22 protein-coding genes are annotated in these 25,194 nt (G+C 67.0%); 12 read left to right on the forward strand and 10 right to left on the reverse strand.

Annotated elements, in window-relative coordinates:
* Positions 1-72 precede the first annotated feature (72 nt).
* From ASC89_RS24095 to hrpB, 4 genes are all read left to right on the forward strand, one after another.
* Positions 73-1,317, forward strand: a complete 1,245-nt coding sequence (locus tag ASC89_RS24095) for an aminopeptidase (RefSeq protein ID WP_055887956.1) — start codon at positions 73-75, stop codon at positions 1,315-1,317.
* Between the two features lie 148 nt (positions 1,318-1,465).
* Positions 1,466-3,961, forward strand: coding sequence for a bifunctional diguanylate cyclase/phosphodiesterase (locus ASC89_RS24100; protein WP_056002749.1), 2,496 nt, complete (start codon positions 1,466-1,468; stop codon positions 3,959-3,961).
* A 72-nt stretch (positions 3,962-4,033) separates the two neighbouring features.
* The gene (locus ASC89_RS24105; RefSeq protein WP_056002752.1) at positions 4,034-4,918 is read left to right on the forward strand and encodes a PAS domain-containing protein; all 885 of its coding nucleotides are present in this window, start codon (positions 4,034-4,036) and stop codon (positions 4,916-4,918) included.
* A gap of 76 nt (positions 4,919-4,994) precedes the next feature.
* A complete protein-coding gene (gene hrpB, locus ASC89_RS24110) occupies positions 4,995-7,439 on the forward strand; it encodes an ATP-dependent helicase HrpB (protein ID WP_056002755.1) in 2,445 nt (814 codons plus the stop codon).
* Between the two features lie 146 nt (positions 7,440-7,585).
* Here the strand turns inward: hrpB and recQ are convergent, their stop codons facing one another.
* The 10 genes from recQ to ASC89_RS24160 all read right to left on the reverse strand — a co-directional run bounded on the left by recQ (position 7,586) and on the right by ASC89_RS24160 (position 15,915).
* Positions 7,586-9,412: a DNA helicase RecQ gene (gene recQ, locus ASC89_RS24115; RefSeq protein ID WP_056003216.1), complete on the reverse strand. Its 1,827-nt coding sequence runs from the start codon at positions 9,410-9,412 to the stop codon at positions 7,586-7,588.
* A gap of 248 nt (positions 9,413-9,660) precedes the next feature.
* Positions 9,661-10,557 carry an alpha/beta fold hydrolase gene (locus ASC89_RS24120; RefSeq protein WP_082533564.1) on the reverse strand — a complete coding sequence of 299 codons (897 nt, stop codon included), beginning with the start codon at positions 10,555-10,557 and terminating at the stop codon, positions 9,661-9,663.
* Between the two features lie 181 nt (positions 10,558-10,738).
* The gene (locus tag ASC89_RS24125; RefSeq protein ID WP_056002761.1) at positions 10,739-11,173 is read right to left on the reverse strand and encodes a YdeI/OmpD-associated family protein; all 435 of its coding nucleotides are present in this window, start codon (positions 11,171-11,173) and stop codon (positions 10,739-10,741) included.
* A complete protein-coding gene (locus ASC89_RS24130) occupies positions 11,170-11,667 on the reverse strand; it encodes an SRPBCC domain-containing protein (protein WP_056002764.1) in 498 nt (165 codons plus the stop codon). Before ASC89_RS24130 ends, ASC89_RS24125 begins: the two co-directional genes overlap by 4 nt.
* A gap of 3 nt (positions 11,668-11,670) precedes the next feature.
* Positions 11,671-12,339, reverse strand: coding sequence for an SRPBCC domain-containing protein (locus tag ASC89_RS24135; protein ID WP_055885407.1), 669 nt, complete (start codon positions 12,337-12,339; stop codon positions 11,671-11,673).
* A 28-nt stretch (positions 12,340-12,367) separates the two neighbouring features.
* A complete protein-coding gene (locus tag ASC89_RS24140) occupies positions 12,368-12,712 on the reverse strand; it encodes a helix-turn-helix transcriptional regulator (protein ID WP_055885411.1) in 345 nt (114 codons plus the stop codon).
* A gap of 15 nt (positions 12,713-12,727) precedes the next feature.
* Positions 12,728-13,537, reverse strand: a complete 810-nt coding sequence (locus ASC89_RS24145; protein ID WP_056002767.1) for an alpha/beta fold hydrolase — start codon at positions 13,535-13,537, stop codon at positions 12,728-12,730.
* A 5-nt stretch (positions 13,538-13,542) separates the two neighbouring features.
* On the reverse strand, positions 13,543-14,091 hold the full coding sequence (locus ASC89_RS24150) for an SRPBCC domain-containing protein (protein ID WP_056002771.1): 549 nt from the start codon (positions 14,089-14,091) through the stop codon (positions 13,543-13,545).
* Positions 14,092-14,171: 80 nt separating this feature from the next.
* Positions 14,172-14,762 (reverse strand): hypothetical protein, encoded by a 591-nt coding sequence (locus tag ASC89_RS24155; protein ID WP_055885422.1) that lies wholly within the window; start codon positions 14,760-14,762, stop codon positions 14,172-14,174.
* On the reverse strand, positions 14,755-15,915 hold the full coding sequence (locus ASC89_RS24160; protein ID WP_055885427.1) for a hypothetical protein: 1,161 nt from the start codon (positions 15,913-15,915) through the stop codon (positions 14,755-14,757). The genes ASC89_RS24155 and ASC89_RS24160 overlap by 8 nt, the downstream gene beginning before the upstream one ends.
* A 158-nt stretch (positions 15,916-16,073) precedes the next feature.
* On the opposite strand from ASC89_RS24160, the gene ASC89_RS24165 reads away from it, so the two are divergent.
* The 8 genes from ASC89_RS24165 to ASC89_RS24195 all read left to right on the forward strand — a co-directional run bounded on the left by ASC89_RS24165 (position 16,074) and on the right by ASC89_RS24195 (position 25,157).
* Positions 16,074-17,669 (forward strand): glucan biosynthesis protein, encoded by a 1,596-nt coding sequence (locus ASC89_RS24165; protein ID WP_055885431.1) that lies wholly within the window; start codon positions 16,074-16,076, stop codon positions 17,667-17,669.
* Positions 17,666-17,809: a hypothetical protein gene (locus ASC89_RS28620; protein WP_156384757.1), complete on the forward strand. Its 144-nt coding sequence runs from the start codon at positions 17,666-17,668 to the stop codon at positions 17,807-17,809. The genes ASC89_RS24165 and ASC89_RS28620 overlap by 4 nt, the downstream gene beginning before the upstream one ends.
* A 99-nt stretch (positions 17,810-17,908) precedes the next feature.
* Positions 17,909-19,651 (forward strand): glucans biosynthesis glucosyltransferase MdoH, encoded by a 1,743-nt coding sequence (mdoH, locus tag ASC89_RS24170; protein WP_055885434.1) that lies wholly within the window; start codon positions 17,909-17,911, stop codon positions 19,649-19,651.
* Positions 19,644-20,867: an OpgC family protein gene (locus ASC89_RS24175; protein ID WP_197421394.1), complete on the forward strand. Its 1,224-nt coding sequence runs from the start codon at positions 19,644-19,646 to the stop codon at positions 20,865-20,867. Before mdoH ends, ASC89_RS24175 begins: the two co-directional genes overlap by 8 nt.
* 257 nt (positions 20,868-21,124) lie before the next feature.
* Positions 21,125-22,009: a S1C family serine protease gene (locus ASC89_RS24180; RefSeq protein ID WP_200940480.1), complete on the forward strand. Its 885-nt coding sequence runs from the start codon at positions 21,125-21,127 to the stop codon at positions 22,007-22,009.
* Between the two features lie 84 nt (positions 22,010-22,093).
* Positions 22,094-23,113, forward strand: coding sequence for a MoxR family ATPase (locus ASC89_RS24185; RefSeq protein ID WP_056002778.1), 1,020 nt, complete (start codon positions 22,094-22,096; stop codon positions 23,111-23,113).
* Positions 23,088-24,020, forward strand: a complete 933-nt coding sequence (locus ASC89_RS24190; protein WP_055885440.1) for a DUF58 domain-containing protein — start codon at positions 23,088-23,090, stop codon at positions 24,018-24,020. Before ASC89_RS24185 ends, ASC89_RS24190 begins: the two co-directional genes overlap by 26 nt.
* Before the next feature lie 48 nt (positions 24,021-24,068).
* On the forward strand, positions 24,069-25,157 hold the full coding sequence (locus ASC89_RS24195; RefSeq protein ID WP_055885443.1) for a VWA domain-containing protein: 1,089 nt from the start codon (positions 24,069-24,071) through the stop codon (positions 25,155-25,157).
* Positions 25,158-25,194 lie beyond the last annotated feature (37 nt).

Raw genomic sequence — 25,194 nt, forward strand, 5'->3', positions numbered from 1 at the left:
GCATCTGGCCGCCTTGAAGCAGGCTGAAGCGAGGGGTAAGGGTCGTGCCTCAATTTTCGCGAAGGTTTTCCAATGGCTCAGGGCAACACCCCTATCGATCCGGTCAAACTCGACAAGCTCGCGGAAGTCGCGATCAAGGTGGGGCTCCAGCTGCAGCCCGGGCAGGACCTGGTCCTGACGGCGCCCATGGCGGCGTTGCCACTGGTGCGCAAGATCACCGAGCACGCCTACAAGGCCGGCGCCGGCATCGTGCAGCCGATCTTTTCGGACGAGGAGATCACCCTCAACCGCTATCGGCACGCCGCGGACGCGAGCTTCGACAAGGCACCGGGCTGGCTGTTCGAGGGCATGGCCAAGGCGTTCGACGGCAATGCGGCGCGGCTCGCCATTTCGGGCGACAACCCGATGATGCTGGCGGGCGAAGATCCGGCCAAGGTAGCGCGCGCCAACCGCGCGACCTCGATGGCCTATAAGCCGGCGCTGGAGAAGATCACTGGCTTCGACATCAACTGGAACATCGTCTCCTACCCCAATGCCAGCTGGGCCCGGCTGGTCTTCCCCAACGATCCCGAAGAGGTGGCGGTGAAGAAGCTCGCCGACGCGATCTTTGCGGCGAGCCGGGTCGATGTCGAGGATCCGATCGGCGCCTGGAAGGCGCATAATGCCAAGCTTAAGGAGCGCTGGACCTGGCTCAACGGCCAGCAGTTCGCCTCGCTGCACTATGTCGGCCCGGGCACCGACCTCACGATTGGCCTTGCAGATGAGCACCGCTGGAAGGGCGGCGCGTCGGAGGCCAAGAACGGCATCACCTGCAACCCGAACATCCCCACAGAGGAAGTGTTCACCACCCCGCACAGCCAGCGCGTCGAGGGCTATGTCCGCTCGACCAAGCCGCTCAGCCATAACGGTACGCTGATCGCCGATATCGAGGTGAAGTTCGAGGGTGGGCGGATCGTCGAAGCCAAGGCTTCGAAGGGCGAGGCCGTGCTGCAGAAGGTGCTCGACACCGACGAGGGCTCGCGCCGGCTGGGCGAAGTGGCGCTGGTACCGCACTCGTCGCCGATTTCGAAGAGCGGCGTGCTGTTCTACAATACGCTGTTCGATGAAAATGCCGCGAGCCACATCGCGCTCGGCCAGTGCTACGCCGACTGCTTCATCAACGGCACCAAGATGAGCCAGGACGAGATCGCCAAGCGCGGCGGCAACAAGAGCCTGATCCACATCGACTGGATGATCGGTTCGGACAAGATCGATATCGACGGCCTCAAGGCCGACGGCTCGAAGGTGCCGGTGATGCGCAAGGGCGAGTGGGCCTGATCGAGAGGGATCGCTGGTCCGCGTTCAGCGAACCTTAACCACCGGCGCAGTTGTCATCACGGCGGCGAGCATTCGCCGCCGTCTCACACATGCGATTAATGTTTTGGCGCGTTCGGCTGCGTAGCATCCTCGTGAGGCTGAGGATCGCATGCGCAACACAGGCACCGTGTCGAGGGGCACACCGCCGGCTGAGGCTGCCGCAGAGACGCTGCGGCAGATCGGCAGCGCGACCGGCATTTCTGTGTGGACCTGGCACGCGCTGACCGACCGGGTCTACCATTCGGCCACCACCATTCGCGGCGAAGCGCTCGACCAGGGCGTACCGCTCGCGGCGACACTGGCAAAGCTGCATGCCTCGGATCGGGCGCGCGTCCGCCGCCGGATGCATGCAGCAGTGCGCAGCGGGAAATCCGGCGCCTTCCGTTTCCGCAGCCTGCCGGTCGGCGGGACGGCCCGCGAATACAGCGCGGCGCACTATCCGCTCGGGCCGAACGAAGTGCAGGTGATCGTGCAGGACGTGACCCGCACGACGCTGGCCGAGCGGGCGCTGCGCGAGAGCGAAGACCATTACCGCACCGCCGTCGACCTCAACCCGGAAGTGATGTGGCTCGCCGACCCCGAGGGCAACATCATCGAGTTCGGGCCGCGCTGGCTCGAGATGGTCGACCTCAACACCGAAGAGACGCTGGGCCAGGGCTGGGCGAGCGTCGTGCACCCCGACGACCTCGAACCGACCATTGCCGACTGGACCCGATCGCTCGAAAGCGGCGAGCCGCTCGACATCACCTATCGCATCCGGCTGAAGAGCGGCGTCTATCGCTGGATGCGGGCGCGGGCGGCGGCGCGCCGCGACAAGCTCGGACAGATCGTCCGCTGGTACGGCACGCTCGAGGATATCCATGACCGCCGGGTGGCGGAGGCGGCGCTGCGCGAAAGCGAGGAGTTCGCTCGCTCGATCCTCGAGGCGAGCACGATGGCGATCGAGGTGCTGGATGGTGCGGGCCGACTGATCTTCATGAACGGTCCCGGCGTCCGCATCATGGAGGTCGATGACTTCGAGGCGATCCGGGGGGTGCCGTTCGAGCAGTTCTGGCCTGAGGACCAGCGCGCGACGATCCGCGCGGCGATCGCTGCAGCACAGCAGGGCGAGACGGTGCGCCACACGCTGTTCGGGCCGACAGCCAAGGGCAAGGCGCGCTGGTGGGACCTCAGCGTGTCGCCGATCCTGGGCGCCGGTGGCGAGGTGGCGCGGCTCCTGGCGCTGTCGCGCGATGTGACCGAAGCCAAGCAGAATGAGGCCGAGGTGGTGGCCGGGGCGAAGCGGCTCGAATATCTGGCGCGGCACGACACGCTGACGGGCCTGCCCAACCGCATGCAGTTCCAGGAGGGAATGGATGCAGCGCTGCTGACGCTGAGGGCCGGCGGGACGCTGGCGGTGCTGTCGATCGACCTCGACGACTTCAAGCTGGTGAATGATACGCTGGGGCATCTGGCCGGCGACGTGCTGCTGCGCGAGGTGGCCGGGCGGCTCAACCGCTGCGCCGGCAAGCGCGACCTGGTGGCACGGCTCGGTGGCGACGAGTTCGCGCTGCTGATGCCGGTGGAGCGCCCCGAGGATGCGGCGATCACGGCCCAGGCCATCCTCGCGGCGCTGGCCATCCCATTCGAGATCGACGGTGAAACGGTGAGCATCGGCGCCAGTATCGGCATTGCCGTCGCGCCGCGCGACGGGCTCAGCACCGAGAGCCTCCTGCAATTTGCCGACGTGGCGCTCTACCGGGTGAAGAGCGACAAGGGGCGCGATTTCCGCTTCTTCGAGCCGGCCATGGATCAGGCGCTGCGTGAGCGGCGCGAAATGAAGCGCGACCTGTCGCTGGCGCTGGGCCGGGGCGAGCTGCGGGTGGTGTACCAGCCGCAGATCGATATCGGCAGCAACCGGCTGGTCGGCTTCGAGGCGCTGCTGCGCTGGGAGTGTGCGGCGCATGGCGTGGTGTCGCCAATGGTGTTCATTCCGCTGGCCGAGGAAAGCGGACTGATCGATGCGATCGGCGCCTTCGTGTTGCGCGAGGCCTGTGCCGAGGCGACGCATTGGCCTGAGGCGCTGTCGCTGGCGGTGAACCTGTCGCCGGCACAGTTCCGCAACCGCGCCGTGGTGCGCACCGTCACCGATGCGCTGGCGGAGACCGGCTTTGCGCCGGGGCGGCTGGAACTCGAGATCACCGAGTCGGTGCTGTTCGACGAGAGCGCCGAGGCGCTGGCCTCGCTCGAGGAACTGCACCGGATGGGCATCAGGGTAGCGCTCGACGATTTCGGCACCGGCTATTCGTCGCTGAGCTATCTCAGGCGCTTCGCCTTCGACAAGATCAAGATCGACCGCAGCTTCGTCGCCGATCTGCCGGGGGCAGAGGACTCGGCGGCGATCGTCCGTGCCATTATCGGGCTCGGCCGCTCGCTGAAGACGCGGGTGACGGCCGAAGGCGTCGAGAGCTGGGAGCAGTTGCTGATGCTCAGGGCCGAAGGCTGCAACGAGGCGCAGGGCTACCTGTTCAGCCCGCCGCTGCCGCAGGCCGAAGCGCGGGCGCTGGCAAAGGCTGGGCTTGTCGCCTCACGCTCGGCGAGCGAACGCCGGCAACGCCACGGCTGATACACACCAATACTTAACCGGGCTGCGGCTAGCGTTCCCGCCAGCTCCCTTCCTGCCCCGTCACGGACCCCGATGTTCGACAAGCAGTTGATCGCCACGCCGTCGGAATCACTGGCCCAGGTGGAGCCGACTCCGGCGCTCACCGATGCCGACCGCGCCCTGCAGCTCTACGAGCTGCATGAGGGCTATGGGCAGTGGAAGGTGATCTTTCCTGGCACCGTGGTGCTGTCGGCGCGCGTAGCGGAAATCTATGGCCTTGGGCCGGATAGCCCGGTGCCGCTGCAGGATCTGGTGAAGCTCTATGTCGCCGAGGATCGCGGCAAGCTGCTGACGCTGATCGCGCAGGCGCTGCAGGACCGGCGCGGCTTCCGCTGCCGGTTGCGGATCGAGCGACGCGACGGCGGCGTGCGGATGATCGAGTCGATCGCCGATCTCAGGGTGCGCGACGGACGGGTGATCGAACTGTTCGGCGCCAGCCGCGACGTGACCGCGGAGATGGAGCGCGAGCTGCAGGTGCAGGGTCGGCTGAAGCTGGTACAGGACCTCGTCGGCGACATGCCGGCGCCGATTGCGGTGCTGGACGATAGGCTCCGGGTGCTCGACTGCTCGCTGTACTGGCTCAAGGCTCACCGTTTCGTCGAGCGGCGCGAGGTGATCGGCAAGACCATCGGCCAGCTGTTTCCCGAGACGCCGCCCGAGCAGATCGCCGAGTACGAGGCGGCGCTGCGAGGGCAAACGGTGAAGACGCGCCGGAGTTTCGCCAGCCCGACCAGCGGCGCGGCGACCCAGTTCGCGACGGTGCTGACGCCCTGGTATGTGGCCGACCGCAAGGTGGGCGGCATAACGGTGGTTGTCGGCTGGTCGGAAATCGCCACCACCAAACGCGCGGCGCCCGCGGCAGCGCCGGTCGAGGATTTCGACGGCTCGCTGCTCGACATGCTGAAGAACGTCAGCTGAGGCGAGGCGCCTCGGCCGCGCGCGCCTGGACCGAGGGCGCCTTGCATCCACGTCGCTTTTCTCCGATTGAAGCGGCATGAGTTCGCCGCCCCTCCCGATCGATGAGGCCGTGCCCCGGCTGCTGGCCGCGCTGGCGGCCGGCCCCTATGCCGTGCTGGTGGCGCCGCCGGGCGCGGGCAAGACGACGCGCGTACCACTGGCGCTGCTCGAGGCGGCGTGGCGCGGCGATGGCAAGATCGTCATGCTGGAGCCGCGGCGGCTGGCGGCACGGGCAGCGGCGCGGCGGATGGCGCAAACGCTCGACGACGAGGTCGGCGGGGTGGTCGGCTATCGCGTCAGGCTCGATGCCAAGATCAGCAGGCGGACGCGTATCGAGGTAGTGACCGAGGGGGTGTTCACCCGGATGATCCTCGACGATCCGGAGCTCACCGGCATCGCCGCGGTGCTGTTCGACGAATTCCATGAGCGCAGCCTCGATGCCGATCTCGGCCTCGCGCTGGCGCTCGATGCAGCGGCGCTGCGCGATGACCTGCGCGTATTGGTGATGTCGGCGACGATCGATGGGGCGCGGGTGGCGGAGCTGCTCGACGGGGCGCCGGTGGTGGTCTCCGAAGGGCGGGCGTTTCCGGTGGAGACGATCTGGCGCGACCGCGATCCGCTGATGAAGCTCGAGGACCAGGTGACCAGCGTGGTGCTCGAGGCGCTGCGCGACCAGCCGGGCTCGGCGCTGGTGTTCCTGCCCGGGCAGGCGGAGATCGGACGGGTGGCGGAGCGGCTGGCGGGGCGCGTCCCCGCTGATGTCGATATTGCGCCGCTTTATGGGCAACTGACGCCGGAGGAGCAGGATCGCGCCGTGCAGCCGGCCCGGCCCGGGCGGCGCAAGGTGGTGCTGGCGACCTCGATCGCCGAGACTTCGCTGACCATCGAGGGGGTGCGGATCGTCGTCGACAGTGGCCTCAGGCGCGCTCCTGCCTACGAGCCGGCGACCGGCCTGTCGGTGCTCGAAACGCGAAAAGTATCGCGGGCCTCGGCCGACCAGCGGCGCGGACGCGCCGGGCGCATCGAGCCGGGGGTGTGCTACCGGCTGTGGGGCGAAGGCCAGAACGCGGCGCTGCTGGCGTTCGACGCACCGGAAATGCTGGAGGCGGACCTTTCGGGACTGGCGCTCGATCTCGCCGGCTGGGGTGTGAGCGATCCGACCCAGCTCAAATTCCTCGATCCACCGCCAGGACCGGCATGGAGCGAGGCGACAAGCCTGCTCAAGGGGCTCGAGGCGCTGGACGACAGCGGGCGCATCACCGTCGAGGGCAAGGCGCTGGCGCGGCTGCCACTGCACCCACGGCTGGGGCACATGATCCACCGCGCGGCGGAAGAGGATGATGCGCTGACGGCAGCGCAACTGGCAGTGCTGCTCGGCGAGCGTGGGCTTGGCGGTGACGGCCCTGACTTGACGCACCGGCTCGAACGCTTCGGGCGCGAGCGCGGCAAGCGGGCCGATGAGGCGCATGGGCTGGCGCGGCGCTGGGCCGGAATGGTCGGCAACACGGGTTCGGGCGGCGAGGTTGGACGCCACCTGGCCCGAGCCTATCCGGACCGGGTGGCGCAGCAGGCCGGCGCCCGCGGACGATTCCGGCTGGCCAATGGACGGCAGGCGAGCCTCGAGGAAACGGACGCACTGGCGAATGCGCCCTACCTGGTGGTGACCGACATCACCGGGGCGGCGGCGACCGGGCGGATCCGGGCGGCAGCGGCAGTCGAGCGGGCGACGATCGAGGAATTGTTCGCCGGCGAGATTGTCGACGAGGTGGCGATGGCGTTCGACCGCGGCTCGCGCAGTGTGCGGGCGCGGCGGTTGCGGCGGCTCGGCGCATTGCGGCTCGACGAGGCGCCGGTGGCGATAACCGATCTACAGCAGGCAGCGGCGGCGCTGGCAGAGGGCATCGCCGGGCTCGGGGTTGGCGTGCTGCCATGGAGCAAAGAGCAGCAGGCGCTGCGGGCGCGGGCGAGCTACCTCCGCGCGACGCTGGGCGAGGCGTGGCCGGATCTCTCCGATACGGGCCTCGCGGCCGACATGGCCTGGCTGGTGCCGGCCATCACCGGCAAGACGGCGCTGAGCGAGATCGGAGCGGACGACCTGGGCGGAGCGCTCGAGGGGCTGTTGCCCTGGGCGCGGCGGCAGGAGATCGAGCGGCTGCTGCCCTCGCATTTCGACGCGCCCTCGGGCTCGCACCTGCCGATCGATTATGGCGCAGAGAACGGGCCGGCGCTGGAGGTGCGGGTGCAGGAACTGTTCGGTCTCGACCGGCACCCGAGCGTCGCCGGTGGCAAGGTGCCGCTGCTGCTGGTGCTGCTCTCGCCGGCGCACCGGCCGATCCAGACGACACGCGACCTGCCCGGCTTCTGGCGCGGCAGCTGGAAGGACGTGGCCAAGGACCTGAAGGGCCGCTACCCGCGGCACTATTGGCCGGAGAACCCACTGGAGGCGGCGGCTACGGCACGGGCCAAGCCGCGGGGGACGTGAGCCCTTCCAGAAGCCGGTGGTTGTGGACCCCCACCCCTGTCCCCTCCCCGCAAGGGGGAGGGAGACCAAAACACCGGCGTCAGTGGGAGCGTCTCCCTCCCCCTTGCGGGGAGGGGACAGGGGTGGGGGTCAGCCCGCACCGGACCCTATGCCGGCCCCGCTGCCCGCAGCACCGCGAGAAACTCCGCCCCATAGCGCTTGAGTTTGCTCTCCCCGATGCCATTGATGGTGCCGAGCTCGGCCATGGTCTGTGGCCGTTCCAGCGCCATGGCGCGAAGGGTGGTATCGTGGAAGACCACGTAGGGCGGGACGCCCTGCGACTTGGCGAGGGCGGCGCGTTCGGAGCGCAAAGCTTCGAACAGCGATTGCGCGGCCGGCGGCAACTGGACGGCGTTCTGCAGCGCGCGGCGGGTCTCGGTGGCCTTGCGCGGACGGTCGCGGCGCAGGGTGATCTTGCGCTCGCCCTTGAACACTTCGCGCGAGCCCTCGCCGAGGTGCAGGGCGCCGAAGGAATGGTCGACAGTGATCAGACCCATGGCGGTGAGCTGACGGATGACCGATTGCCAGGAGCGCTGGTCGAGATCCTTGCCCTGCCCGAACACCGGCTGGTCCTGGTGGCTGAACTGGGTGACCTTGTCGGTCACCTTGCCCAGGAGCACGTCGACGATGTGCCCGGCGCCGAAGCGCTGGCCGGTGCGGTAGACGCAGGCCAGCGCCTTGATGGCAGCGTCGGAGCCATCCCAGGTTTCAACCGGCACGAGGCAGGTATCGCAGTTGTTGCAGTTGCCGGGGTGCGGCTCGCCGAAATGCGCGAGGATAGCCTTGCGGCGGCATTCCGGGGTTTCGCAGACGGCGAGCAGCGCCGTGAGCTTCAGCCGCTCGACGCGCTTCACCTCATCGGGGGCGCTGCCCTCGTCGATCATGCGGCGGCGCTGCGCCACGTCGGCCATGCCGTAGCACATCCAGGCCTCGGCCGGCAGGCCGTCGCGTCCGGCGCGGCCGGTCTCCTGGTAATAGGCCTCGATGGACGACGGCAGGTCCATGTGAGCGACATAGCGCACGTCGGGCTTGTCGATACCCATGCCGAAGGCCACGGTGGCGACGAGGCAGAGCGACTCTTCCTTGAGGAAGGCATCCTGGTTGGCGGCCCGGTCGCGGGCGTTCATGCCGGCATGATAGGCGAGCGCACGGATCCCCTGCTTGTTCAGCCATTCGGTGGTCGCGTCGACCTTGGCGCGGCTCAGGCAATAGACGATGCCGGAATTGCCGGTGTGGCGGGCAAGGAAGCTTTTCAACTGCGCCCGGGCATTGTCGCGCTCGACGATCGCGTAGCTGATATTGGGCCGGTCGAAGCTGGTGGTGAAGATGCGCGCGTCGCTGAGGCCGAGCCGCTCGACGATATCGTCGCGGGTGGTGGGGTCGGCAGTAGCGGTGAGTGCGATGCGCGGCACCCCGGGATAGTCGGCGGCGATCGAGGCGAGCTCGCGATACTCGGGGCGGAAATCGTGGCCCCACTGGCTGACGCAATGCGCCTCATCGATGGCGATGAGCGAGATCTCGACGCCCTGCATCATCGACTTGAAGCCGGGGAGCACCAGGCGCTCCGGCGCAACGTAGAGCAGGTCGAGCTTGCCGGATTTGAGATCGCGGAAGGTGCGTGAGGAGTCTTCGGACGAAACCGAGGAGTTGAGCGTTGCAGCGTTGACGCCGGCCTGCTTCAGCGCCTCGACCTGATCGCGCATCAGGGCGATGAGCGGCGAGACGACGATGCCGACGCCCTTCCGGGCCAGCGCCGGAACCTGAAAGCACATCGACTTGCCGGCGCCGGTCGGGAACAACACCACCGCGTCGCCGCCGCCAGTGACGTGGCGGACAACATCCTCCTGCTGGCCGCGAAAACTCTGGTGCCCGAAGACGGTGCGCAGGATTTCGGCGGGGTCGCGAGCTGGCGTGTCGAAGAGCGACTCAAGCATGGCGGCATAGAGCCAAGCGCCGGGGTGCGGGGTCAAGGGTGTTGAATGCCGCGCTTGCGGCGCACCCCCTCCGAGCTGCGCTAGTTCGCTATCGCTCACAAGCTTCGCTTGCCTCCCCCATCAAGGGGGAGGTGGGGGCCGGCGAGTGGGCGGGGATGGTGCCTCACTCACCGGCGGGCACCTCCCCCTTGATGGGGGAGGCTGGGAGGGGGTGGGGCCGACCCGTCGATCTGGCCCACCCTGTACCGTTACTTCGCGTCGATGAACGCCAGCGCCGTCTCGACCAGCTTGGGCGAGTTCATCATGGTGTAGTGGGTGACGCCGGGGAGGATGGCGAGGCGGTTCTGGTTCATGCCGGAGCCATCCCACAGCGCATCCTGCAGGCCGCCGCCGAGCAGCTCGAAGAACTTCGCGACATGGCTGGTGCGGACGGCATCCCAATCACCATAAACCAGCTGGGTCGGAACCTTGAGGTTGGGGACGTCGGCCGAGAAGTCGTAGTCCTTGCCCATATACTGCATCTGGTCGAGCAGCTTGGGAAAGTTCACCTCGGGGTCGGGGTTCACCGCGGCAAAGCCCTGATAGAGCGGCGACGGCTTCAGCATCTCGAACTGGCTGGCATTGAGCCCGCGCATCCCCTGCTGGTTGTAATCGTGCCAGCCGGAGAAAGCGAAGGGGGCCGAGGCGATCACCAGCTTGTTGATCAGCTCGGGATGCGCCAGCGCCAGGCGCAGGCCGATGGTGCCGCCCATCGAATAGCCGACGACGTCGACCTTCTCGAGCCCCAGCGATTTGATCACTTCGGCGACGTCGCCAGCCATGTTGTCGAAGCTCATCGGCCGGTCGAGCGGGCCGGTGTGGCCGTGGCCCTGGGCTTCGACGGCGATCACCTGACGGGAGGCGGCGAGGCCGGAGAGCACCGGACCGAAGTTGTCGATGGTCATCAGGCCGCCATGCAGCAGGACGAGCGGCGCGCCCTCGCCATAGGTGGCGTAGTAGACCTTGCCGCCGGTGACGGGGACATAGCCGGACGTGGTTGCGGTGAGCATGGGAGCAGTTCCTTCTTGAGCGGTTGCAGTGAGGACCGGCAGGGCGGAAGCAAAGCCGGTGAGAATGGCGAGGGCAAGGACGGTACGACGTAGCATGGGAAGTCTCCGTGGTTGGATATGGCTCCGCCGGTCCCGCGGGGTAGCGGGTTGGTGGAGGTGATGATTGAGGGTTTGGCCGCCCCCTCCACCAGCTTCGCTGGTCCCCCCGCGGTGAGGGCGTTTGCCCTCATCCAGACCCCGCCACGCGGGGGAGGATTGGAGAGGCCGGTGCTTGCGGCTAGGTGGTCAGCATTTCGATGGCCTTCTGCACGCGGCGGAGGCGGGTTTCGGGGGCTTTGGCGCCTTCGATGGCGGTGACGTGGGCCTTCTTGTGGCTGGGGGCGAGCTTGGTCCAGGCCGCCAGCGCGACGGGATCGGCATCGAGGGCGGCCTGCAGGTCGCCCGGGGCCTCGACGATGCGAGGCTGATCGTCGAGGGTCAGTTCGACCTCGTGCGTCTCGTTGCCTTTGACCCCGGTGATGCCGCGGATCTCGGCGCTGACGCCGACCAGCAGGTATTCACCCATGGTGGCCACTTTGCTGCGCCAGGTGTGGCCGGCGAGGCTAACGACGACCAGCGGGTTCTTGCCGCCATTGAGCGCATCGCGCACCTGAGGCGGCACGATGATGCCGGTATTGTTGCCGGACAAGAGGATGGTGGTCACGAATTTCATCTCGTTGCTCCAGTCGTGAGGTGGGCGGCGAGCTTGTCGAAGCTCTCCAGCACACCTTCGCGGAAGCCGCGGCGGACGACGGCGTCCTTGTTGGCGGCGGTATCGAAATAGGCGTCGAGCGTCAGCCGGGTGCGGCCGTTGCCGAGGTCGATGAGGGTGATGACCCGCAGAAAACTCGGCGGCGGGTTGTGACCGAAGGCTTCCGCCTCGAGCTGGCGGTTGCGGTAGACGATGCGTTCGGGCGGGCTCACCTCGATGAACTCGCTGTCGGCCGGGTAGTCCTTGCCATCGGGGCCGCGCATCACGTGATACCAGCGGCCGCCGGGGCGAAGGTCGAGCTCCACCACCGGGTTGGTGAAGCCCTTCGGACCCCACCACTGGCTCAGGTGGTACGGATCGGCGAACATCATCCAGACCAGGTCGCGCGGGGCATCGAATTCGCGTTCGATCTCGAGGCGACGGTCGCTGGGGATGCTGGTGGGGTCGGAGAGCATGGTTCAGGCTTCTTGAGTGAGGTCGGCGAGCAGTTGGTCCATGATGGCGAAGCCGTGGCGCATGCCCTTCTCCATCCCGGAGGCGACCATGCCGTCGCGATCGGCAACGCTGTCGTAGTTCGAGACTGACCGGTAGTGCGTGACGGCGCCGTCTTCCTCGAAGGTGTGAGTCTCGACCAGGGTCTTGCCGATGAACATGTTCTCCATGCCAAAGGTCCAGACGAACTTCTCGGGCTCGTTCACCTCGCGGTACTCGCCGATGAAGATGTAGACCTTGTCGCCATCGTGGGACTCAATGCGCCACTTGCCGCCGGGGCGGACATCGAGCGCGGTGATGATGGCCTTCTGGCCTTCATTGCCCCACCAGCGGGCCACGTGTTCAGGCTGGGTCATGACCTTCCACACCAGGGCGCGTGGGGCGGCGAAAGTGCGGGTGGCGATGACGATGGGTTCGTTCGCCGGGGCTTCGATCTTCAGGTCGTCGAGCGGCATTTTCAGCTCCTTGAGTTGCTTGAGGTAGGCGTCGAGGCGATCGAGGCTTTCGGCCCAATACCGCCAGTAAAGTACGAACCAGTGTTCCGTTCCGGCGCTTTGCCCTTGCCGTTGGCGCAAGGCTTCGCCGTCGCGCTGTCGGCGGTAGTCCGAGAGCGCTATGACCTTGGGTCGCTGCATTGGGTTTCAGCCCAAGCGGGCTACCGGATCAGTTCCGGGAGCCGCCGGGGTCTCCCTTCTGCAGTTCGGCCAGGTAATCGCCGAGGCGATCGAGGCTCTCGTCCCAGAAGCGGCGGTAGTTCTCGACCCAGTCCGCGACCTCGGCCATCGGGGCGGCCTCGAGCCGGCACGGACGCCATTGGGCTTCCTTGCCGCGGGAGATCAGCCCGGCCTTCTCGAGCACCTTGAGGTGCTTGGAGACGGCGGCCATCGACATGTCGTAGGGCTCGGCCAGTTCGCTGACCGTGGCCTCGCCGAGCGCCAGCCGGGCCAGGATGCCGCGACGGGTGGGGTCGGCGAGGGCAGAAAGCGTGGTGGACAGGTGGTCGGTCATTTCGGTCTCTTGGGGTCAGGCAGCGGCGCGCGCGGTATCGGCGCCGGAGAAGAAGTCGATCAGCACGGGAGCGACGAGCTCGGCCGCCGCGTCGTGGCTCTGGCCCGGCAGCGAAGCGAAGCGGGCGCCGGGGATAGTTTCGCGGGCGAGGCGGACCGGTTCCTTGAGCTGCCTGAAGGTCTTGTCGCCGCTCATGATGATGGTCGGGACGCGGATCGAGCGGGCCGCCTCGGTGGGGAAACCGTAGCCTTCCATCACCGCGGTATCGTGCGGCAGGCTGAGGGCATTGTGCAGCATCGCCTTCCAGTGCGGGTTGAGCCGCATCATCGGCATCATGATCGAGGGCATGCCGATCATCTTGACCATGAAGTACTTGGCAAGGTCGGGCCGGCGGTCCTGGGCGGCGAGACGCTCGACTTCGACCTGGTAGCCACGCGGCATCGGCCTGCCGCCGGGGACATCGGTGAAGGGCGGCTCGAAGATGGCGAGCCGATCGACCGGCAGGCCGCGGGCGGCGGCGAACAGTGCGATCGCACCACCGGACGAGGTGCCGTAGAGACTGGCCGAGCCGCCGGCGATGTCGATCAGCGCGGCGAGGTCCTCGTACTCGCGGTCGGGCGAATAATCGGTCGAGACATCGCTGTCGCCGCGGCTGCGCCGATCATAGTTGTAGACGGTGAAGTGCGGGGCGAGCAGCGGCGCCAGCTTGGGCATCGGGCCCATATTGCGGCCGCACCAGGCGCCGTCGATCAGGATGACGGCCGGGCCGGAGCCGCGCACGTCGTAGGCGATTTTCGTGCCGTCGCGAGAGGTGAAGGTGTTCATGGCGGTTACTCCTGCTGGAACGCCGCGGTGGCGCGGAGGGTGAAGAGGTAGAGGTCGAGCTTGTCGCTGCCCTCGCTGACGGTGGTGGCGAAGCCCTGCTTGACGGCCTGGTCGCGGGCGAGCAGCGAGGTGAAGCGGACGGTGACATGGACGCTGGTGAGGCGGCCCGTCTGGGTGAGGGTCAGCTCGGTGACCATCTCGGCGGGCGGCAGCTCGTCGCCGAAGCGGTAGCCCTCGGGGGCATCGCGCCAGACCAGCCGCTCGACCGGTGAAATCTCAAGGTAGGCGCTGGTATAGCCGTACTCGTGGCCGGCGCCGAAGCGCATCACCTGGCGCCAGGCGCCGCCGACGCGCAGGTCGACCTCGCTCACCGGATTGGTGGCGCCTTTCGGGCCCCAGAAATGCACCAGGTGGCGCGGCTCGGTGTAGCAGCGCCAGACCAGGCTGCGCGGTGCCTCGAAGCTGCGGGCGATGAGGATGACAGGATCGTTCGCCGGCGTGGTGACGGCGGAGGTCTTGGTCGGCGCAGTGCCGGTGAGTTCGACGCAGTCCATTGCTCAACCCTCAAGTTGATAACTTACTGGTTGAATACACCTCGCAATGATGGTTGTCAACCGATCGGTTAAGGAAAGTTTCAGGCGGGGAGAAGCGCCGCGGACAGCAGCTTGATCGAGCGCAGGCGGTTGTCCGGATCGGTCGGGCCCATCTGCACTGCATCGGGGAAGCGCAGCTCGAGCTCGAGCTTGCCATCGGCAGGCGCTGGGAGCGGCAGTGAGAACTGCTGCGGGGTGGGCGCATTGAGCGAGACGGTATCGAGCAGCGTGCCGTCGGCAACGATCTCGACGCGCTGCGGGACAGTCGCGCCCCCTTTCTGGATCGCGACCATCGATAGCTGCAGGGTCAGCGCCGTGGCGGGCTCGGCATAGGCGAAGCGCAAGCGGGCGCTGGTGCCGACGGCATGGTTGCCGTCGCCGGTCGGACCCTCAAGACCGCAGACCCGGATCAGCTTGGCGGCGTCCTTGTCCTCAGGGGTGAAGCGGACGGTCGTGCCAAGGGTGTAGCTGCCACTGACCGGCTGGTTGAGGCAGGTGGTCGTCTTGTCGAGGTAGTAGGCGCGGTAGTCGGGCGGCACGTTGGGGTGCAGCATGAGCCAGACCACGCCGAGTTCGAACAGCGCGACGAGACCGACGAGGATGTAGGCGGCGAGGCGAAGCGGATTAGACAAGGCTCAGATACCCCGTCAGCCAGCCGATGGTGGTGAAATAGCCGCCGGCGAGCAGGCCGAGCAGCGCCACGGCGAAGAGCCAGCGGCGGCTGGCCAGGAGTTCGGTGAGCATCAGCGGCATCGGCGCCAGCGCCGCGGTGAAGCGGAGCACCGAAGCCATGCCGGCGAACAGCGGCAGGGTCAGGCAGATCAGCGAATAGACCGCCATGCCGTAGCGCTTTCGCACCAGCAGCACGATCGACAGCGCATAGCCGACCAGCACCGCTACGGCGAGCTGCTGCGGCGGCGTCGGCATCCACCCTTCTCGCGGGAAGCTGGTGAGGGCGTTCCAGACGAACACCAACGGGTTGCCCGTCGGACGGGACCAGGCGCGTTGCACATGGCTGAAGGCCAGGGCGTCGCCGATGTGGAAGTGGAGGTAGGCCATGTAGGCGAAGAGGCCGAGCGGCGCGATGAACAGCGCCAGCAGCTGCTCGGGACGCTTCAGCACGGCCGGGATGAAATCGCGCCAGCTGCCGCCATTGGCGCGGTGGGCCTGCCAGATCGCGATCAGGATGGCGAAGACGATGAACACCCCGACGATACGGGTGGCCGAGAGCAGTGCGGCGAACAGGCCGGCCAGCAGGAACTGCTTGTTCTGCAGCGCCGCGAAGACGCAGAGGCTGAGGAACAGGAACAGCACCTCGGTATAGAAGGTGGTGAGCCAGATCGAGAACGGGCCGGCCAGGAGGAAGGCCGAGAACAGCGTGTAGGCGCGCAGGTCCTTGCCGAGCAGCGGCCAGGCGACGCGGGCCGAGGCGACACACAGAAGGATCGAGAGGCCGGTGGCAGCGACGATGGTCTGCAGGCCCGTCAGCGTGCGGACGATGGCGACGAGGATTGGGTAGAGCGGGAAGAAGGCCCAGTTGCCGGCGTTGATCATTGTCGGCACCGGGAACGGATCGTAGCCGGTCTGCGACAGCTTCACGTACCAGGAGCAATCCCACCGGCACATGCCCTGCGCGAAATTGGCGATCGAGGCATCCGGGACAGTGGCGGCAAAGGCCAGGTAGCGGATGGCGAGCCCGGCAATGGCCAGAGCCAGCGGGATCAGGATCAGGACGACGCCAAGCGGCAGGGTTCGTGGGGGACGCAGTGCGACAGCGTCGCTCATTGATGCATTCCGGGTGCGGAAACGGCCAGAACTCGTAACGCATTGCGGCGAAATCATATCCATTCCGCCGGTGCATAGCTCCTATGCGACAACTTTCGGCGCTCAACGGCGTTGCGGAATTCGTGTTTGGTATCCCGATCCCTCCATAGCGATAGTGCATGTTTTCTGTTTCTCACCATCGGCTCGATCGGCGAGCCTTTCTCCGGGCTGCTGCCGCAATGGCGGCGCTCCTCTCCACCACCTCCCTCACCCGTGTCGCCTTCGCTCAGGAGAGCGAGACGGAAGCGTTTGACTATGACGTGCTGACCGAGCGGATGCGCTTAATGGCGGCGGAGCCGTTCAACCCGGCCGTGCCGGAATTGCCCAAGCTGTTCGCCGGCCTCGACTATGACGGCTACCGCAAGATCCAGTTCGACGCGCAGCACGCGCGCTGGCTCGACAACAATTCGGGCTTCCAAGTGCACGCCTTCCCGATGGGCTGGCTGTTCAAGGAGCCGGTGGGGGTGTTCGAGGTGGTCGACGGCCAGGCATCGCCGTTCGGCTTCTCCAACGCCGATTTCATGTTCTACGACCAGGCGATGGGCCAGGAAGCGGCGGCCGAGGCGTTCCCCGGGATCGCCGGCGTGCGCATCAATTACCCCGTCAACGTTGCCGACAAGATGGACGAGCTGGTCTCGTTCCTCGGCTCGAGCTACTTCCGGGCGCTGGGGCGGAACAACATCTACGGCCTCAGCGCCCGCGGCCTCGCGATCAACTCGTGGCAAGCGGGACCGGAAGAGTTCCCACGCTTTTCGGCGTTCTGGCTGGAGCGCCCGAGCGAGGGCAAGCCGCTGGTCGCCTATGCGAGCCTCGAGGGCCCGAGCGTCACCGGCGCCTATCGCTTTGAAATCACTCCGGCGAGCGACAGCGCGCAGGAGACGGCGATCGACATCACGGCGCGGCTGTTCTTCCGCGCCGATATCGGCGAGATCGGCATCGCGCCGCTCACCTCGATGTTCCTGTTCGCCGAGACCAACCGCTCGAGCTTCGACGACTACCGGCCGCAGGTGCATGACAGCAACGGGCTGATCGTCGAACGCGATGGCGGCGAGGTGTTCTGGCGGCCGCTCAACAATACGCCGCAACTGGGCAACTCGTACCTGTGGGAGAACAACCCGCGGGCCTTCGGGCTGTACCAGCGCGATCGCAGTTTCGAGACCTACCAGGATGCCGGCGCCCATTACGAGCGGCGGCCGTCGGCTCGGGTCGAGCCGGTCGGCGACTGGGGCCAGGGCAATGTGCGGCTGATCGAGGCGCCGTCGCGGCTCGAGGCCGAGGACAATATCGTGGCGTTCTGGGTGCCGTCCGAGCCGATCAAGGCCGGCGACGCACGCGAGTTCCGCTACCGGCTGATCTGGGGCGACCTGTTGCCCAAGGACGATGCGCCGCTGGCGCATGTGGTGGAAACTAGGGCCGGCCAGGGCGGCGTGTCGGGCGTTGCCAATGACGCGAAGCTCAGAAAGTTCGTCATCGACTTCGCCGGCGGCGAACTGACGGCCATGCCGACCGAGGCCAAGCTCGATGTCGTCGCGACGGCAAGTTCGGGCGAGATCACTTCGACGGCGCTGTCGAAGGTCGACGCCAACGGCGTGTGGCGGCTGGCGCTCGATGTGATGATCGAGGGCAGCGAGCCGGTCGAGCTCAAGGCCAATATCGTCAGCACCGGCCGGACGATCAGCGAAACCTGGCTCTATCAGTGGAGGGCACTGGCATGAAGCACGACCGTTCCGACGTTTTCTCGGGCGCGCTTCCCGATGCTCCGCTGGCCATGCCCAAACAGGTGCTGGAGCGGCGGCGCAGCTCACTGTTGCTGACGTTGCGGGCCGCCTTCGCCGCCGCGTTGCCGCGGTTCTGACGGTTTTGACTTGTCGCGCGTTCGAGCCGGAAAAGTCTCACAACTTTTCCTGAACGCGCTCCAGGAGCCTCACCCATGCCGACCACAGGGCCCCGATAGATGGCGAAAGCCCACCTGACCCGAGCCCTGGCTCTGGGCGCAGCAGCGCTCTTGAGCCTTGGCGGCGGCTGGCTGTACATGCGCTTCATCGGCAATGACGGCACCAGCCCGCTCGACGTGCTGCGCACGACGCTGTTCACGCTGGTCGGATTCTGGCTGGTGTGGGGTGGTGTTGCCGGGGTGCTGGGGATCCTCGCGCCACCCAGGCGGGTTACGGGCAGCGCCGGACGACCGCTCGGCATGACGGCGATCCTGATGCCGGTCTACAACGAGGATGCGGCGGCAAGCTTTTCGCGCGTCGCAGCGATGAACCGCAGCATCGTCAACCTGGGGCTCGCCGACCGCTTCCATTTCGCCATCCTGTCGGACAGCAACCGAGAGGAAGTGGCCGCAGAGGAGATCGTCTGGTTCGAGCAGCTGCTGAGTGAACCGATGGCCGAAGGCCGGGTGTTCTATCGCCGGCGCGAGCGGAATATCGGCAAGAAGGCCGGCAATATCGAAGATTTCATCTCGCGCTCGGGCGGTGCCTACGACTATGCGCTGATCCTCGATGCCGACAGCCTGATGGATGGCGCGACGATCGCCGCGATGGCCAGGCGCATGGATGACGATCCGCGGCTCGGATTGCTGCAGACGGTGCCCGAGGTGATCCACGCCCATAGCCTGTTCGGCCGGGTGATGCAGTTCTCGGCGGCCTATCTCTCCCCCTATTTCGCCCGCGGCACGGCGCTGATGCAGGGCGAGGAAGGGCCATACTGGGGCCACAACGCCATCGTGCGGGTGCCGGCCTTCGCCGCGAGCTGCGGGTTGCCGGTGCTGTCGGGCAAGCCGCCGCATGGCGGGCACATCCTCAGCCACGACTATGTCGAGGCGGCGCTGTTGTCGCGCGCCGGCTGGAAGGTCGAGGTCGACCCGTATCTGGGCGGTTCCTATGAGGAGGGCCCGGAAAACCTGATCGAGTATGCCAAGCGCGACCGGCGTTGGTGCCAGGGCAACCTGCAGCACCGGCGGGTGCTGGGCGCGCCGGACCTGAAAGTCTGGAGCCGCTTCACCTTCATCCAGGGCATCATGGCCTATGCCGCCTCGCCACTGTGGCTCGCGCTCATGGCGGCCAGCATTCTCGCGGCGGCGCTGCCGAGCAAATACTGGTGGCGCGACAATGAGACCGGCATCTGGGTGCTGGCCGTCGCGGTTGGCGTGGCGCTGCTGTTGCCGAAATTCCTGATCCTCGTGCGCTCGACGCTGGGCGGTCGCAACCGTGGCTTCGGCGGAACGATCCGGGCGGCGCTGTCGGTGGTCGCCGAGATCGTCATCTCGACGCTCCTGGCGCCGATCATGCTGTGCTTCCAGAGCAAGGCGGTGATCGAGATCCTGTTCGGGCTCGACGGCGGCTGGCCGGCGACCAATCGCGACGAAGGCCGGGTGAGCCTTTCGACGGCGTTCGCGGCGAGCTGGTGGGTGATGGTGGCGGGCGCCGCGGTGCTGGCAATCTCGACCGCCTTCGCCAGCGACCTGGTGCCCTGGCTGCTGCCGGTGGCGCTGCCGGCGATCGGCGCGCCGCTGTTGATCGCGGCCACCTCGCACGGCATCGCCAGCGGGCGGAAGCCGATCCTCTTCACCACCACCAGCGAGAGCGCCCCCGCGCCGATCATTGTCGAGCAGCAGCGGATCTTCCTCAGTTGGACGCAGCCGGGCCCTGCCCTCGCCGAGCCCATTGCCGGAACGGCCACCGTCCATGCCTGAGACCCTCGCCACGCTGAAGCGCGCTCCGCTCATGGAGCGCCTCAAGGCCTTTGCCGGCTTCGCCGTGACCGACGAGCGGGCGACACCGCGCGCTGGGCGCGATGCGCGGCTCGACATGTTCCGCGGGCTGGCGCTGGTGATGATCTTCATCAACCACGTGCCGGGGACCTTTTACGAGACCCTGACCAGCCGGAATTTCGGTTTCTCGGATGCCGCCGAGGCGTTCGTGTTCATGTCGGGGCTCGCCGCCGGCCTCGCCTATTCCGGACGTTTCGTCAGCGGCCCGCTGTGGCCGGCGATCGCCAAGGTGTGGGCGCGGGCGCGGCAGCTCTATTTCGTGCACCTGAGCATCACCATGATCGCGCTTGCCATTTTCGCCGGCGCGGCGTGGTGGTTCGGGCTCGACGAGGTGCTGGAAAAGAACAACATCGCGCCGATCTTCGGCTTCCCGCTGCAGACGATGATCGGGCTGCCGCTGCTGACGCACCAGCTGGGCTATCTCAACATCCTGCCGCTTTACATGACGCTGCTGCTGGCGACGCCGCTGGTGATTGCACTGGGCTTGCGCTGGCCGGTGCAGACGATGCTCGGCTCGATCCTCGTCTGGGCGGTTGCCGGCCAGTTCCGGCTCAACCTGCCGAACTTCCCGACGCAGGGCGGCTGGTTCTTCAATCCGTTCTCCTGGCAGATCCTGTTCGTCATCGGCCTGCTGTCGGGCATGGCGATGAAGCAGGGGCGGCGGTTTGTGCCGAAAAGCCCGGTGCTGTTCGGGTTGGCCGCAGCGTTCCTGTTATTCGTGCTGCTGTGGGTGAAGGTTCCGCCGCTCGGCGATCTCGGCCGGCAGGGGCTTAGTTTGCTCAGCAAGCTCGGGCTGCCGTTCTACGTCACCTGGTTCGACAAGACCTTCCTCGCCCTGCCCCGACTGCTGCATGCGCTGGCGCTGTTCTATGTCGTCGCCTCGCTTGGCGTGATGTACCGGATCGCCGAGTCGCCGCTCATGACGCCGCTGCGGCTGATGGGGCGGCAGGGGCTGGCGGTATTTGCGACAGGGACGGTGCTGAGCCTGTTGCTGCAGGCGGTAAAGACCGGCGTCGGGGGCGGCCTGCTGCTCGATACGCTGCTGCTCGGCAGCGGCCTGCTGCTCCTGGTCGGGCTCGCCTATGTGCTGACGCGCACACAGGAAATGACGCGCGCCGCGACCCGCCCGGCGGGTTGACACAACTCTCACATTTCAGAGAGCGGCCACAGCTGATGCAACCTTGCGCCTTGCTGCATGGCTACGGCTGGGACTAGCCTGCTGATCGAGGGAGGGGATGGCCTGTACTCGAGCGCGGGAGCGTTTTGGTGACCCGACGGCGACCACTCTATAGCCGGTCACAGAGGCCGCGGAACACGGCCGGTTCCGCTTGGGTGGCGCGCGACGGTGTCAGTCCGGTCTATCTCGATGATCCCCAAGAGACTACCCAACCGACATTGCGGTTTCGTGTCAGTCAGTGGTGGAGTGCGCTCTACCAGCGGCACCAGGGCCCGGTGCTGGTGGGCGCCGGAGCGCTGGTGACGCTTGCGCTGATCGGCGCCTATGATCTCGTCGCCCCCGACCCGCAGCGGATCAGCGACTGGCAGTTCATGACCGCGGTCAACAAGGTGGTGGACGAGCGGCCGCGCGGACCCTCGATCGAGTCGGTAGCCTATGCGACGGTGATCAAGTCGGTGGTGCGGGTCGACGGCTACGAAGACAGCACCGACGACCCGTCGGTCGCCAAGCCCGAGGGCCAGGCCGAGATCCCTGCCGAAGGCAAGGTGGAAGAGGATTTCCACGAACGGTTCACGGCGGTCGGCACCGGCGTCGTCATCGACGACCAGGGCACCATCCTCACCAACCTCCATGTGGCGGGGGCTGCCAAGAAGCTGCGGGTACAGTTCTGGGATGGCAGCGAATCCGAGGCGATGATCATCGGGGCACGGCCGGAGAGCGACCTGGCGATCATCCGGCCGCTGAACCTGCCCAACGAACTCGAGCCCGCGACGCTGGCGACCAGCGCCGGCCTCAACCCGGGCGACGAGGTGGTGGCAGTCGGCTTCCCGTTCGGCATCGGCCCGTCGGCTTCGGCCGGCGTCGTGTCGGGGCTCGGGCGGGCGCTGGCTGAGAACGGCGAGCCCAAGCTGCAGAACCTCATTCAGTTCGATGCGGCGGCCAACCCGGGTAACTCGGGCGGACCGCTGGTCAATGGCGACGGCGAGGTGGTGGGGATCGTCACCGCCATTCTCAACCCATCCGGACTTCGCACTTTTGCCGGCATCGGCTTTGCCGTGCCGATCGAAAACGCCGCCGCGGCGGCAGGAGAAAACCCGCTCTAGTTCAGTTGTTTTTTGTCGCGCGGTCGAACCGCAAAAGTCTGCAACTTTTGCTGACCACGCTCCACCCGAACCCCGACGGAGAAAATGGTCGACACATCGAAAGACTCCGGCACCGCCGCCGCTTCACTGATGGAGCAGGTGCTGTACGAGGTGAAGAAAGTCGTGGTCGGGCAGGACCATTTCCTCGAACGGGTGCTGGTGGCGCTGCTCGCCAAGGGGCACCTGCTGGTCGAAGGCGTGCCGGGGCTGGCCAAGACGCTGACCGTCAACACGCTGGCCGACGTGATCCAGGGCAAGTTCAAGCGGGTGCAGTTCACCCCCGACCTGGTGCCGTCGGATCTGGTCGGCACCCGCATCTACAACCAGAAGACTGGCGACTTCTCGACCACGCTGGGCCCGGTATTCTGCAACCTGTTGCTGGCCGACGAAATCAACCGCGCCCCCGCCAAGGTGCAGAGCGCCCTGCTAGAGGTGATGCAGGAGCGCCAGGTCACTATCGCCGGCGAGACACACAAGGTGCCCAACCCGTTCGTCGTCATGGCGACACAAAACCCGATCGAGACCGAGGGCACCTATCCGCTGCCCGAGGCGCAGGTCGACCGGTTCATGATGAAGGTCCTCGTCGGCTATCCGAGCGAAGAGGAGGAATTCGTCATCGTCTCGCGCGTCACCGGCCTCATGCAGGCGGTGACGCGAGTGGCGACCACCGAGCAACTGGTGGCCCTGCAGGCCAAGTGCCACAGCCTGTTCGTCGACCCCTCGCTGATCCAGTTCGCGGTCAAGGTGGTGAGCGCCACCCGCAACCCGGCGGCGGCCGGGCTCGGCGACATGCAACGCTTCCTGACCTATGGCGCGAGCCCGCGCGCCTCGATCAACATGATCGAAGCGGGGCGGGCGCTGGCGTTCCTGCGTGGCCGCGAATACGTGCTGCCTGAGGACGTGCTCGATGTCACCCCGGACGTGCTGCGGCACAGGATCGTCCTCTCCTACGAGGCGATCTCGGAATCGATCACGCCCGACCAGATCATCGGCCAGGTCCTCAAGGCCATTCCCGCTCCCGAAAAACCCCTGGAGGCGCATGTCCGCATCGCCGCAGCAGGCTGAAAAGCTCCTCGGTCGCCTCGAGTGGACAGTGATCCGCAAACTCGACGGGTTGCTGCAGGGGGATTATCGCACGCTGTTCCGCGGCTTCGGGCTCGATTTCGCCGACCTGCGCGAATACCAGACCTATGACGACGTCCGGCATATCGACTGGAACGTCACGGCGCGCACCCAGGTGCCGCATGTCAGGATCTACAACGAGGACCGCGACGTCACCGCCTGGTTCCTGCTCGACCTCAGCCCATCGGTGGATTTCGGCTCCGACCAGGTGACCAAGCGACAGATGCTCACCGAGTTCGCGGCGGTGCTGACGCGGCTGTTGACCCGGCAGGGCAACAAGGTTGGGGCGATCCTGTTCAACGGGCAATCGGACTATGTGATCCCGCCGCACACAGGTCGGCGGCATGTGCTGCACCTGATCGACAAGGTGCTGGCCAACCCGCGGCTGCTGCGCTCGCCCGAAACCGATCTCAACGCCTTTATCGGCCGGGCGATGTCGGTGATGCGGCGGCGCTCGATTGTCTTCGTGGTCTCCGATTTTATCTCGCAGCCGGGCTGGGAGCGCGGGCTGTTCCGGTTGAGCCAGCGGCATGAGGCGGTGGCGGTGCGGCTGCTCGATCCGCTCGACATGGCGCTGCCCGATGTCGGCATGCTGCTGTTCCAGGATGCGGAAACCGGCGAGCAACTGTTCGTTGACACGGTGGACAAGGGGTTCCGCCGGCGCTTCGTCGCCGCGGCGGCCGCCAATGAGGAGGCCCAGATGGAAGCCTTCGCGGCGGCGGGGCTCGACGTGCTGGAACTTTCGACTTCGGACGACCTGGTCGATGCGGTGCTGCGCTTTTCACATATGCGCAAGGTGCAGTCGCGGCTGGGTGGTGGTGGCAATCTGCCCGCGATGGCGGGCGCCTAGGCCCCGACCCCATGGCGGGGGTGGGACGGTTTTGACGGTGGTGACGCGATGACCTTCATCTGGATGGACATGCTCTGGCTGCTGCTCCTGGTGCCGCTGCTGATCGGCGCCTATGTCTGGATGCTGCGGCGCCGGAAGAGGGCGGCGTTGCGCTACGCCAACCTCGCCATCGTCAAGCAGGCGATGGGCAAGGGCGTCGGCTGGCGCCGACATGTGCCCCCTCTGCTGCTGCTGGCAGCGCTCACGGTGCTGATCGTTGCCGTGGCCCGGCCGGCCGCGGTGGTGGAGCTGGCTTCGTCGCGGGCGACAGTGATCCTCTCGATGGATGTGTCGGGCTCGATGCGGGCCCGCGACGTCGAGCCATCGCGCATCGTCGCGGCGCAGGAGGCGGCCAAGGAGTTCATCCGCAAGCAGCCCGCCGACGTGCAGGTCGGCATCGTTGCCTTTGCCTCGGCGGCGGTGCTGGTGCAGGCGCCGACCATCGACCGCGAGGCGCTGTACCAGGCGATCAACAGTTTTGATCTGAGGCGGGGCACCGCGGTGGGCTCCGGGGTGCTGGTGGCGCTGGCCACCATCTTCCCCGACCAGAACTTTGACCTCGACGGCAGCGGCAACCAGCGCGACCAGTTGGGGCTGCCGAGCTTCGGCGGCGAACGCTTCGGCGCGACCAGCGGCGCCGACGGGCTGCTGAGCGGGACAGCGACGGAGCCGCCGGCCAAGCATATGCCGGTCGAACCCGGCTCGTACGAAAGCGCGGTGGTGATCCTCCTCACTGACGGCGCAACCACCACGGGCCCTGACCCGGTCGCCGCCGGCCGGCTGGCCGGCGACTATGGGGTCAAGGTGTTCACCGTGGGGTTCGGCTCGGCCTCGGGCGACGTGGTGGATTTCGGCGGCCGCTCGATGCGAGCGCAGCTCGATGCGACGACGCTGCAAGCAATCGCCGACGCCACGGAGGGCGAGTATTACGAGGCGACCAGCGCCTCCGACCTCGCCGGGGTCTACGACTCGCTCTCCACCCGGCTGATCAGCGAGAAGAAACTGACCGAGATCGCCTTCGTCTTCGCCGGGGTTGGCGCGCTGCTGGCCATGGCCGCCGCGGCGCTGTCGATGCTGTGGTTCGGGCGGATCGCCTGAGGCACGGCAGCGCTGCCAGCGGCCCACCAGACTGGGT

Origin of the sequence: Devosia sp. Root413D1 (genome assembly GCF_001425235.1) — a bacterium.
Classification (GTDB): Bacteria; Pseudomonadota; Alphaproteobacteria; order Rhizobiales; family Devosiaceae; genus Devosia_A.

What these genes read in the sequence shown, in the direction of transcription:
- ASC89_RS24150 (WP_056002771.1), bottom strand. Translation starts at nt 14,091, where the DNA reads ATGGACTGCGTCGAACTCACCGGCACTGCGCCGACCAAGACCTCCGCC.
- hrpB (WP_056002755.1), top strand. Translation starts at nt 4,995, where the DNA reads ATGAGTTCGCCGCCCCTCCCGATCGATGAGGCCGTGCCCCGGCTGCTG.
- ASC89_RS24130 (WP_056002764.1), bottom strand. Translation starts at nt 11,667, where the DNA reads ATGCTCTCCGACCCCACCAGCATCCCCAGCGACCGTCGCCTCGAGATC.
- ASC89_RS24125 (WP_056002761.1), bottom strand. Translation starts at nt 11,173, where the DNA reads ATGAAATTCGTGACCACCATCCTCTTGTCCGGCAACAATACCGGCATC.
- ASC89_RS24145 (WP_056002767.1), bottom strand. Translation starts at nt 13,537, where the DNA reads ATGAACACCTTCACCTCTCGCGACGGCACGAAAATCGCCTACGACGTG.
- ASC89_RS24185 (WP_056002778.1), top strand. Translation starts at nt 22,094, where the DNA reads ATGGTCGACACATCGAAAGACTCCGGCACCGCCGCCGCTTCACTGATG.
- ASC89_RS24195 (WP_055885443.1), top strand. Translation starts at nt 24,069, where the DNA reads ATGACCTTCATCTGGATGGACATGCTCTGGCTGCTGCTCCTGGTGCCG.
- ASC89_RS24140 (WP_055885411.1), bottom strand. Translation starts at nt 12,712, where the DNA reads ATGACCGACCACCTGTCCACCACGCTTTCTGCCCTCGCCGACCCCACC.
- ASC89_RS24190 (WP_055885440.1), top strand. Translation starts at nt 23,088, where the DNA reads ATGTCCGCATCGCCGCAGCAGGCTGAAAAGCTCCTCGGTCGCCTCGAG.
- ASC89_RS24160 (WP_055885427.1), bottom strand. Translation starts at nt 15,915, where the DNA reads ATGAGCGACGCTGTCGCACTGCGTCCCCCACGAACCCTGCCGCTTGGC.
- ASC89_RS28620 (WP_156384757.1), top strand. Translation starts at nt 17,666, where the DNA reads ATGAAGCACGACCGTTCCGACGTTTTCTCGGGCGCGCTTCCCGATGCT.
- ASC89_RS24135 (WP_055885407.1), bottom strand. Translation starts at nt 12,339, where the DNA reads ATGCAGCGACCCAAGGTCATAGCGCTCTCGGACTACCGCCGACAGCGC.
- ASC89_RS24095 (WP_055887956.1), top strand. Translation starts at nt 73, where the DNA reads ATGGCTCAGGGCAACACCCCTATCGATCCGGTCAAACTCGACAAGCTC.
- recQ (WP_056003216.1), bottom strand. Translation starts at nt 9,412, where the DNA reads ATGCTTGAGTCGCTCTTCGACACGCCAGCTCGCGACCCCGCCGAAATC.
- mdoH (WP_055885434.1), top strand. Translation starts at nt 17,909, where the DNA reads ATGGCGAAAGCCCACCTGACCCGAGCCCTGGCTCTGGGCGCAGCAGCG.
- ASC89_RS24100 (WP_056002749.1), top strand. Translation starts at nt 1,466, where the DNA reads ATGCGCAACACAGGCACCGTGTCGAGGGGCACACCGCCGGCTGAGGCT.
- ASC89_RS24175 (WP_197421394.1), top strand. Translation starts at nt 19,644, where the DNA reads ATGCCTGAGACCCTCGCCACGCTGAAGCGCGCTCCGCTCATGGAGCGC.
- ASC89_RS24105 (WP_056002752.1), top strand. Translation starts at nt 4,034, where the DNA reads ATGTTCGACAAGCAGTTGATCGCCACGCCGTCGGAATCACTGGCCCAG.
- ASC89_RS24165 (WP_055885431.1), top strand. Translation starts at nt 16,074, where the DNA reads ATGTTTTCTGTTTCTCACCATCGGCTCGATCGGCGAGCCTTTCTCCGG.
- ASC89_RS24120 (WP_082533564.1), bottom strand. Translation starts at nt 10,557, where the DNA reads ATGCTACGTCGTACCGTCCTTGCCCTCGCCATTCTCACCGGCTTTGCT.